Source organism: Haloterrigena sp. H1, from assembly GCF_005938085.1.
GTDB lineage: Archaea > Halobacteriota > Halobacteria > Halobacteriales > Natrialbaceae > Natrinema.
In genome coordinates this window covers 2,744,743-2,753,788 of record NZ_SMZK01000001.1, presented here as the reverse complement: position 1 = coordinate 2,753,788, position 9,046 = coordinate 2,744,743, and the positions used below count along the sequence as shown (strand labels likewise).

Sequence of the window (9,046 nt, the reverse complement as noted above, 5' to 3'; positions counted from 1 at the left end):
GCGTTACTCGACGAGCGGCATGACGATGCCGAACACGAACGGCGAGGCAAAGCCGATCGCGAAGCCGATGATCGTCAGCGCGAAAAACAGCGTGTTCTCCCACTGGGGAAGCGATCCGAACATCGCGTGGCCGACGAGTTCGCTGCCCGTCCCGACGACGAACAGGGCGAGCCCGGCGAAGAAGCCGGTCTTTGCCAGCTCCGAGTAATCGCGGCCGCTATAGTGTGCCATAGCGACAGATCGATAGTCGATGAATTAACCGTTTCGACAGCAGCGAGATCAGTCGTCGTCCGCAGCCTCGAGTTCGAGCCCCCGGAACAGATCCACAATCGCCTCCCGGTCGCGGGCCGGATCGATATCGAGGGCGGCCTCGAGCGTGGCCGGCTCGTCGGGGGCCTCGAGCGGTACCAGGCCGCCTGCCATCACGTACGTATCAGCTGCGGGCCAGATGGCGATGTGGGCCTCGGCGCCGATCGTCGCGGCGTCAGCGTCGTCAGCCGCCGAGTCGGCGTCGACTGGATAGCCAGCCTCGAAGACGGTGAGATGACCGACGGTGCCGTCCGGGCGGTCGATATGCTCGCTCGTGCGTTCGTCACCGACGATGATACCGTCGTCTTCGATCGTCTCGACGAACCCCTTGCGGGCTTTCGGGGCAGCCATCCCGAGGGCATCGCTCGGGGACAGCCCCATTGTCGACAGCGACGGGTTGAGCTGCAGTTCGATGAGAAACAGCGATCGGGCTGGGATCGAGCCGCTGGCGCGGAGCCGCTCGAGTGCGTCGGCTGTCGGCCGGTGTTCGAAGACGGTCGTCTCGGCGGTGATCGTCATCAGCGAGAGTCGTCGTTTCTCGGTCTGCGTGCCGAGCTGCCGCCAGTCGTCGGCGACCGCGGCCGGGAGATCGATCGTCATGGTCGCTGGCTATGCAATCGGGACCGTTCAGGGTGGCGATTCGACTCGGTCAGTCGGCACCGAGGCCGTCGAAGTAGATCGCGCGCTGCTCGTCGGCCGCCGGCGAGGTGACAAGCGAGACGGCGACAGTGATGAGGAGTCCAAGTCCCATCCCGACGAGGCCGGCCGACCAGCCCGCGTAGGACCCCGGCACGGCGGCGACGAACAGACTCGCCACGTAGAAGCCCTGACTCGCGAGGATGCCGGCGGTGATACCGGCGCGCGTAATCTTGCGCCAGTAGAGGGCGAGGAGGACCGGCAGTGCGAGCTGGGCGAAGCCACTGAAGGCCGCGTTGCCGATCTCGAACAGCGTTGCAGGCTGGAAGAGGCTAGCGACGAAGGCTGCAGTGGCAAAGACCACGACGCCGCCGCGGGCCAGCAGGCCTTCCCGGCGGTCGGCGAGGTCTCGGTCGACGAACGGCCGGTAGAGGTCCCGCGTGAAGTACGACGAGCCCGACAGGAGCATCGAGTCCGAGGACGACATCATCGCGGCCATCGCGCCGGCGATAACCAGCGCGGCGAACCAGGTCGGGGTGTACTCCGCGAGGATCAGCGGTAAGACGTTCGCCCCCTCGGGAATCGCGACCTCGAGGCCGGCGGCCCACGCCCCGAGCATGAACGAGGGGACGAAAAGCAGCACACAGAGGATCGGCCAGAGGGCGAAGGAACGCTTGAGGACGGCCTTCGAGCCCGCGGCGAAGAAGCGCTGGTTGACCTGCGGGAACATCGCGACGCCGAAGCCGATCGTGATCGCCGTCGAGAGCATCCACTGGGGCGTGTACAGGCCGCCGCCGAGCGAGAGGAACGTGGCCGTCTCGGGGTTCGATGCGAGGGCTGTGGTCGCCGCGCCGGGGCCGCCGACGGCTGCAAGCACCCACAACAGCGCAACCCAGGTGGTCACGAGCATGAACGCACCCTGAAGGGTGTCGGTCCAGGCGACCCCGCGCATGCCGGCGGCGACGACGTAGAGGATCATAAACACCGTGATCAGGCCGGCCCCCAATTCGTAGGACACTGCCCCATCGGTAAGGGCCTCGAGCGCCGTGCCGGCACCGACCTGCTGGAGCATGACGTAGGGGAACAGCCAGAGCAGGCTGACGCCGGCGACGAGCCCGCGGAGCCATCGTGATCCGAAGCGGTCGCCGAGCATCTCGCCGAGAGTGACGTAGCCGTATTGCTGGCCGAGCAACCACTGCTTGTAGCCGATCACGTACCAGAGGATGGCGAAGATGATCCCGTCCATCAGGCCCATGACGAGGATCCACTCGGGTCCTTGCGCATAGGCGATGTTCGGGCCGGCGAAGAAGGTAAACGCCGACAGCAGCGTCGCAAAGGTCGTAAACAGCAAGACGACCGTGCCAAGCGTACGGCTCGCGAGGTAGAAGTCCTCGGCGGTCCGCTCGGTCAGACGGTAGGCGACCAGTCCGACCGCGAGCGCGAGCAGGAGATAGCCGACGATGATCGCCAGCTGTAGCGTGACCGCTCTCACGGCGACTCACCTCCAGGAGGTGACTCTCGAGCCCGATCGGGACGGTCCAGCCGCTTGCCGCCGGAGCCGTCGTCGCCCGTCGATTCGATACCGATCCCCCACGCACGCTGAGCGAAGCGCCAGAAGACGATCGACGCGAGCCCCATCCAGCCGACGTGCCACCAGAGCCATACTGGTAGCCCGGCGACGACGGTCGCCGACCCCCACAGGAACCACGGCACTGTCAGTCCCGCGAGGACGACCGCGACTGCGATCCAGAACGCCAGTTCGGTCCGTCGCATGTGTGACCGTTCCCCTCGATGTGGGTAATTCTTTCTGTTCGATTCCGAGTATCGAAGAAATTTGTTCATCGATATGGCAGTGTCGGCTCGAGACAAACTATTGTACCTCGAGATGGCGTAGACGACCGTACGACGGCTCTCCGATTCTATGTGCAGTGACTCGCAGTGGCACCGATAGCTACAATCGCTCTTTCACCGAGGAAAAAGAGTATATGTATTTGACAGCGAGTACGAATCGACTCCGATATGGCCCGGCTGTTCCCCTTTCGCTCCGAGACGACGACCGAGGAGGGCCAGCCCCGCGTCGTCGACCTCGAGGGAGAGGACGCCGACGCGGTCTTCAGCGCCCTCTCCTCGACGACGGCCCGACAGATCTACGCGCGACTCGACGAGGAACCCGGGACGCCGAGTGACGTCGCCGACGCGGTCGACTCCTCGATCCAGAACGTCCGCTATCACCTCGAGAACCTCGAGGACGCCGGACTCGTCGCGGTCGTCGACACCTGGTACTCCTCGCGGGGCAACGAGATGAGCGTCTACGCGACCACGGACGGGCCACTGATCGTCACCAGTGACAAGTCGCGGGCAGCAAAGCTCAAAGAGGCACTCTCGCGATTTATCGGCGGCATTGGCGCACTCGCGGGCGGCAGCTTGCTGGTGCAGTACGCGCTCACGCGCTGGCTCGGACCGACCGGCTCGACCGGCGGCGAGTCACGGCCCGAGGAACCGGCCGGTAACGGCACAGCGCCGGCGGAAACGACCGGGACGGGCGGCGCTGACAACGGCTCGAGCGGCGGGGGCGATATCGGCATCGCCACCGTCAACGAAAGCGATCAGGCCAGCAACGGCGACGCCGCGTCAGATATGGCGGCCGATACCGGGAACGAGGCCGTCCAGAACGCAAGCGATGGCGCTACCGACGCGGCGGATGTGGTGGTCGGGGCCGTGCCGCCCGGACTGCTCTTCTTTCTGGGTGGGCTCGTCGTCTTGCTCGCGGTCGTCCTCTACTGGTACTGGTACCGGCCGACCTACTGATACTGCCGGACAAACGACGTGACGCCGGTCCGACGTCGTGGCCGTCCCTACAGGTGACGGCCGCACGCATGCGACCGGCGTCGCCGTGACTGCTGCCCAGTAGTCTGAGAAGTGCGGTCTTCGAGGTCAACAGCTATTTGCCCCCCACGAACGAAATCATATATAAACCGGTCTCTGGACGCGATTCCCGCGTCACCGCCCCTCCCGGGGACAGATCTCCAATGGAAGACACGTCGAAATATCTCATCCACGCGGACGTCACGGCTGACGGGGTCGTCGAGCGCAGCGACGTCGTCGGCGCGATCTTCGGCCAGACCGAAGGCCTGCTTGGCGACGAACTCGACCTCCGCGATCTCCGGCAGTCCGGCAAAGTCGGCCGTATCGATGTCGAAATCGCAAGCACTCAAGGCCAGTCTCACGGCCAGGTGACGATCGCAACCAGCCTCGACAAAGTCGAAACCGCCACGCTCGCCGCCTCCCTCGAGACGATCACCCGCGTCGGTCCCTGCCGGGCCGACCTCGAGGTCCGTGAGATCGAGGACGTGCGCGCGGCGAAACGCAAGGAAGTCGTCGCCCGCGCGAAGGACCTCCTCCGGACAGGCTTCGACGACTCGATCATGTCCTCCGACGAGATCTTGGCGGAGGTCCGCCAACACGTTCGCGTCGAGGACATCACCGAGTACGAGGGCTTGCCCGCCGGCCCACGGGTCACCGATAGCGATGCCATCATCGTCGTCGAGGGCCGAGCCGACGTTCTCACGCTGCTGAAGTACGGCATCAAAAACGGTATCGCGGTCGAGGGGACCAGCGTCCCCGACGCGGTTGCCGAACTCACTCGCCACCGCACGGTCACGGCCTTCCTCGACGGCGACCGCGGCGGCGACCTCATCCTCGAGGAACTCGCCCAGGTCGGCGACATCGATTACGTCGCGTTCGCTCCCGCCGACAGCTCCGTCGAGGAACTCGATCACCACGAAGTGTTTGCTGCCCTCCGGAACAAGGTCCCCTACGAGACAGTCGCGGAACTCAACGAACCCCGCGAAGCCGTCGCCGCCACCGACGGCAGTACGACGCCGGCACCGCTGCCGTCCGACGACGCGACCACGTCACCGACGCCACCGACGGAACCCGACCGGACGGAGAGTTGTGACTCGACCGCCGAACCTGACGTAGCCATCGACGAGGACGACGCCGAGGCGACGGCGACGAGCCAGCCACAGCCGGACGCGCCCGACACCGAGACCGGCGCCCAGTCCACCGATGCGACCGCTGTCGACCCCGAGACCGACCACGCCCCCGAGACAGTCTACGGGCACGCGACCGAGGTCGTTCGGGCAACCACCGATCGCGTCCGGTTTCTCGATGTCGACACCGAGCCGATCGACGAAGCCGACGCGAGCGACGCCTACGGAGCGCTCGAGGCGCTCGAGCCGGTGCCGACGACGGTCGTCCTCGATGGGATCCTCGACCAGCGACTGCTCGACCTGGCGGCCGACCGCGGCGTCGACCGGATCATCGCTCGCTCGCTCGGGCAGTTCACTAAACGACCGACCGACGTGCGGATCCACGCGATCGACGACGTTGCCGAGCAGCACCCGGACGGGGAATGACAGCAGGGTTCACCGTTCGCCTGGTCCGAGCGGTTCATATGCTGTCGGTCCTGAGCGACCGATAATGACGCCCCCAGTATCTGCCGCACTCGCACTCCTCGGTGCCTGGGTCTGGATGATGTTCTGGGCGACAACAACCGACAACACAGCCGACACAGAGCCCGACGACTGGGTCGACCCCGTCGACGATCGATCCGAGCACTCGTCCGAGACGACAGCGTCGGACAACGCCTTCAACACTGCAGACGACTGAGACGGTCTGCTGTACCTGTGTACCGGTGGGCCCGCAGGACGGTCGCGGTCCCACCGGCAATGATTGAGAGAGATCCGTATGAGACGGATCGCCGTCCTGCGCTCTTGATTCTCACGGCTACGGGTTTTCTCCGCCCGGACACAACACGACCGTCGACGACGATGGGTGTTGTCGTTCCGTGCCTGCGCTCTCTCTGTCAGCCAAGGACGGCAAACGTAACCACCAGCAAGGCGCTGACGAGCGCACCCGACAACGTCGCGAGGAAGTTCACGCCCTGATTGCCAAGTACCGATCCTTCGAGCGTCGCACCGAGCAAACTATCGACGGTCATCCCGGCGATCCCCGCGGCGACGATGATCGCTGCGCCGACGATTCCCACTTCGGGGAAGAGCCCGGTGGCGATGGCGGCCACGACCGCTGCGCCGACGACGCCGGCGAGTTCACCCTGCCAGGTGACGCCGCCATCGGTACCGGGGTCGACCGGCTGCAGGGTGGTGATCAGTCGCGGCCGGTCGAAGACGCTCCCGATCTCGCTCGAGAGGGTGTCGCTCATCGCGGTGGCGATCGAGCCGGTAAAGGCGAACAGGTAGAGCTCGGGTTCGTGTGAGAGGAAGCCGGCGTCGCTGGCCGCGTAGCCGAGCACGGCGATGAGCGCGACCGCGGCGTTACCGAGGACGTTGCCGCTCCCGCGAGCACCGTTGTTGTCCTCGGCGACGCCGAGTGCCGTCTTCTCCTCGTAGCGGAACTTCGTCGAAAGACCGCCGATGGCAAAAAAGGAGACGAGGACGGCAAACCAACCGTAGCCGCCGAGGACGGTCGTCAACAAGACCAGCAAGACGCCGGTGAGCATCCCGGCGATGGAGGCCGTCTCGAGCGCGTAGGACGTGTATCCGAGCGCGACGGTGACCGCGAGCGCGATGAGGAGTTCTGTCGGGCCGATGGTCGGCTCGAGTTCCGCGAGAAGCCACAGCAAGAGTCCGACCGAGAGAACGACGATGGGGTCGTCGGAGCGCAACAGGACATCACGCAACAGCGCGGCGAGAAACGCGCCACTGGCTGCCAGAAAGACGAGCAGTGGGAGCGCCGAGACGACGGCGTCGCCCGCGAGCGAGCGGGTGACGGCTTGGCCGACGACGGCTGCCACGGCCGCCGTCAGACAGAACCCGACGACCCGAACGACGGCGGCGTCGGTTCGCAGCCTGACGAGTTGCTCGCCGAGGTTGCCGTAGCCGACGAGCAGGATCGTTCCGACGAAGACGGCGACCGGCATCGCTGCCGCGGTCGCCATGAGCCCGAGCGCGACCGCCGCGAGAACGAGCGTGATGAGGCCGTAGAGTCGCGAATCCTCGTAGTCACCCGGGTAGGCCAGCAGGTCGAACAGCGGGCCGTCGGTGATGACGTAGGCACCCAACAGGACGGCGCCGGCGATCGCAGCCCCGGCGCGCGGGCTGGCGAGCGGAACGGCAAGCGACAGCGTACAGAGGGCTGCGAACACGCCAGCTTGCCGAACGGGTGCCGTCACGATATCGGTCCCTTTCTGTGGCGATTACTTCAAGGTTCGTGAACCCGCTTCGGGTCGGTTTTCACCCGTCTGAGCACCGTATTCGTCCGATCAGTGCTGTCGGTCATCCCTCTACCGAAACCCGTAACCCGTATGACACCGGCCGCGAAAGCACGGGTGTGGGACTGTACGAACGGTATCTGGCCTTTCGAATCCGCCGCCACGGCGGCGACCCGCCCGATCACATCGCGCTCGTGATCACCGAGCGCGATCTGTTAGAGCGAGGTGCCTACGAGACACTCACCGATTTCTTCGACTGGACCGTCGAATACGCCTCGCAGGTGACCGTCTACGTCAGCGTCCTCGACGCGGCGGCGGTGCCGGCGCTGCAACGCGAACTCGAGCGGATCGACGCGCCGCGGCCAGTCGCGGTTCGCGGGCCCGACGACAAGGCACGTGCCGACGCACCGATCCGGATCGGGATCGGCCTCGGCGGGAAACACGAGTTCACCAGCGCCGTCCAGACCCTCGCCGAGCGCGTCGATGCAGGCGAATTAGATCCCGCGGAGATCGACGACGAGAACGTCGAAGATCATCTCGTGTTCCCCTCCGAGCCGGATCTGGTGATCAAGACCGGTGCGGAACGGCTCTCGGATTTCATGATCTGGCAATCCGTCTACTCGGAGCTGTACTTTACCGACGTCAACTGGCGGGACTTCCGCAAACGGGATTTCCTGCGGGCGGTTCGCGAATACTGTAATCGGTCGCGCCGGTTCGGTCGCTAATTCAGACGGACTCCTCCCAGTCAGTTCCGGCGCACCTGCGACCCGTCATGCGGGTGCGCGGGTACACAGTGGTAGCAGCCCGTCTCAGTCCGCGATCTGACTGCTCGAGTCGCCGGTCTCGAACTCGCCGGCGTCGGGCCGTTCGCTCGAGGGCAGCGAGTCGCGGAACCGGTCGACGATCGCGCGGGCGTCGGCGAGTTCCGGCTCGCTGACCGCGCCCAGCAGGGCCAGTGCGCGTCGGGCACGGGTGCGACGCCATGATTCCTGGCGGTGTTCGTAGGTCCGGATGCCGCGCAGGAAGTCCGTCTTGGAGAACTCCGGCCAGTAGGGCGTACAGAAGAAGACGGCGGCTTCGTTGCCGTTGGCGTGCCAGGGGAGGAAATTCGACGTGCGCTCGTCGCCGCCGGTCCGGATGATGAGGTCGACGTCGCGCACCGGCCGATCGTAGAGTCGCTGTTCGATGTCCTCGACCTCGATCTCCGCTGGCTCGAGTTCGCCCGCGTCGACGTCTTCGGCGACGCCGCGGACGGCCTCGAGCAACTCCGCGCGGCCGCCGTAGGCCAGCGCGATGTTGAGGACGAACTCGTCGTAGTCCTGGGTTCGCTCTTCGGCGTAGGCGACGGCCTCGCGGACCCGCTCGGGGAGCCGGTCGACGTCGCCGAGCGCTCGGATGTGGACCCCGTTGTCGTGGACGCGGTCTGCGTCGGCGAACTCGCGGAGTTTCGACTCGAGGAGGTCGAACAGCGCCTCTCGCTCGTCGCGCGGGCGCTCGAAGTTCTCCGTCGAGAACGCATACAGCGTCAACTCCTCGACGCCGATGTCCTGACACCACTCCAGCACGCGTTCGGTCGTCTCCGCGCCGGCGCGGTGTCCCTCGGGGGCGTCGCCGCCCTGCTTTCGAGCGTACCGTCGGTTCCCGTCCTGAATCACCGCGACGTGGGTCGGCGCGCCGGAGATCTCTCTTGAGAGTAACCGCTCGTAGGCCGCGTCGACGCGCTGACGGAGCCACCGCTTCATTACCCGGTTGAAGGTCACCGGTAACTATGTGTCTTGTGTGGGACTGGACGACAATGGGTAGCAGTTACGCGGGCCGACAGTTGGCCGTCGCGGCTCGGAACGCGGGAACCGTGACGGCTATCCGTCC

Annotated in this window: 10 protein-coding genes; 4 read left to right on the top strand and 6 right to left on the bottom strand. The window is 65.9% G+C overall.

All coding sequences use genetic code 11. The features are described 5' to 3' along the window. Window positions 1-3: 3 nt before the first annotated feature. From E2L06_RS13805 to E2L06_RS13790, 4 genes are read right to left on the bottom strand one after another with little or no spacing between them, the layout of a single operon-like run. Window positions 4-231 carry a hypothetical protein gene (locus E2L06_RS13805; RefSeq protein WP_138782195.1) on the bottom strand — a complete coding sequence of 76 codons (228 nt, stop codon included), beginning with the start codon at window positions 229-231 and terminating at the stop codon, window positions 4-6. Window positions 232-279: 48 nt separating this feature from the next. Continuing rightward, window positions 280-909 carry a hypothetical protein gene (locus E2L06_RS13800; protein ID WP_138782194.1) on the bottom strand — a complete coding sequence of 210 codons (630 nt, stop codon included), beginning with the start codon at window positions 907-909 and terminating at the stop codon, window positions 280-282. Window positions 910-958: 49 nt separating this feature from the next. Further along, on the bottom strand, window positions 959-2,437 hold the full coding sequence (locus E2L06_RS13795; protein WP_138782193.1) for a sodium:solute symporter: 1,479 nt from the start codon (window positions 2,435-2,437) through the stop codon (window positions 959-961). Next, window positions 2,434-2,718, bottom strand: a complete 285-nt coding sequence (locus tag E2L06_RS13790) for a DUF3311 domain-containing protein (protein ID WP_138782192.1) — start codon at window positions 2,716-2,718, stop codon at window positions 2,434-2,436. The genes E2L06_RS13795 and E2L06_RS13790 overlap by 4 nt, the downstream gene beginning before the upstream one ends. Before the next feature lie 246 nt (window positions 2,719-2,964). Between E2L06_RS13790 and E2L06_RS13785 the strand changes: the two genes are divergently transcribed. The 3 genes from E2L06_RS13785 to E2L06_RS13775 all read left to right on the top strand — a co-directional run bounded on the left by E2L06_RS13785 (window position 2,965) and on the right by E2L06_RS13775 (window position 5,616). Beyond that, window positions 2,965-3,753, top strand: coding sequence for a helix-turn-helix domain-containing protein (locus E2L06_RS13785; RefSeq protein WP_138782191.1), 789 nt, complete (start codon window positions 2,965-2,967; stop codon window positions 3,751-3,753). A gap of 221 nt (window positions 3,754-3,974) precedes the next feature. Next, window positions 3,975-5,363: a DNA primase DnaG gene (gene dnaG, locus E2L06_RS13780; protein WP_138782190.1), complete on the top strand. Its 1,389-nt coding sequence runs from the start codon at window positions 3,975-3,977 to the stop codon at window positions 5,361-5,363. A 64-nt stretch (window positions 5,364-5,427) separates the two neighbouring features. Further along, a complete protein-coding gene (locus E2L06_RS13775; RefSeq protein WP_138782189.1) occupies window positions 5,428-5,616 on the top strand; it encodes a hypothetical protein in 189 nt (62 codons plus the stop codon). Window positions 5,617-5,812: 196 nt separating this feature from the next. Here E2L06_RS13775 and E2L06_RS13770 read toward each other — a convergent pair whose 3' ends face one another. Further along, a complete protein-coding gene (locus tag E2L06_RS13770) occupies window positions 5,813-7,138 on the bottom strand; it encodes a DUF92 domain-containing protein (RefSeq protein WP_138782188.1) in 1,326 nt (441 codons plus the stop codon). A 158-nt stretch (window positions 7,139-7,296) separates the two neighbouring features. Here E2L06_RS13770 and E2L06_RS13765 point away from each other — a divergent pair, with 158 nt between their 5' ends. After that, complete coding sequence (locus E2L06_RS13765) at window positions 7,297-7,902, top strand: undecaprenyl diphosphate synthase family protein (protein ID WP_138782187.1); 606 nt, start codon at window positions 7,297-7,299, stop codon at window positions 7,900-7,902. 84 nt (window positions 7,903-7,986) lie between these two features. Here E2L06_RS13765 and uppS read toward each other — a convergent pair whose 3' ends face one another. Continuing rightward, entirely contained in the window at window positions 7,987-8,919 is a 933-nt protein-coding gene (uppS, locus tag E2L06_RS13760; RefSeq protein ID WP_138782186.1) for a polyprenyl diphosphate synthase, read from the bottom strand. Window positions 8,920-9,046 lie beyond the last annotated feature (127 nt).

Excerpts from the sequence above, each read along its gene's own strand:
- E2L06_RS13775 (WP_138782189.1), top strand. The coding sequence starts at position 5,428 with ATGACGCCCCCAGTATCTGCCGCACTCGCACTCCTCGGTGCCTGGGTC.
- E2L06_RS13800 (WP_138782194.1), bottom strand. The coding sequence starts at position 909 with ATGACGATCGATCTCCCGGCCGCGGTCGCCGACGACTGGCGGCAGCTC.
- E2L06_RS13790 (WP_138782192.1), bottom strand. The coding sequence starts at position 2,718 with ATGCGACGGACCGAACTGGCGTTCTGGATCGCAGTCGCGGTCGTCCTC.
- dnaG (WP_138782190.1), top strand. The coding sequence starts at position 3,975 with ATGGAAGACACGTCGAAATATCTCATCCACGCGGACGTCACGGCTGAC.
- E2L06_RS13805 (WP_138782195.1), bottom strand. The coding sequence starts at position 231 with ATGGCACACTATAGCGGCCGCGATTACTCGGAGCTGGCAAAGACCGGC.
- E2L06_RS13785 (WP_138782191.1), top strand. The coding sequence starts at position 2,965 with ATGGCCCGGCTGTTCCCCTTTCGCTCCGAGACGACGACCGAGGAGGGC.
- uppS (WP_138782186.1), bottom strand. The coding sequence starts at position 8,919 with ATGAAGCGGTGGCTCCGTCAGCGCGTCGACGCGGCCTACGAGCGGTTA.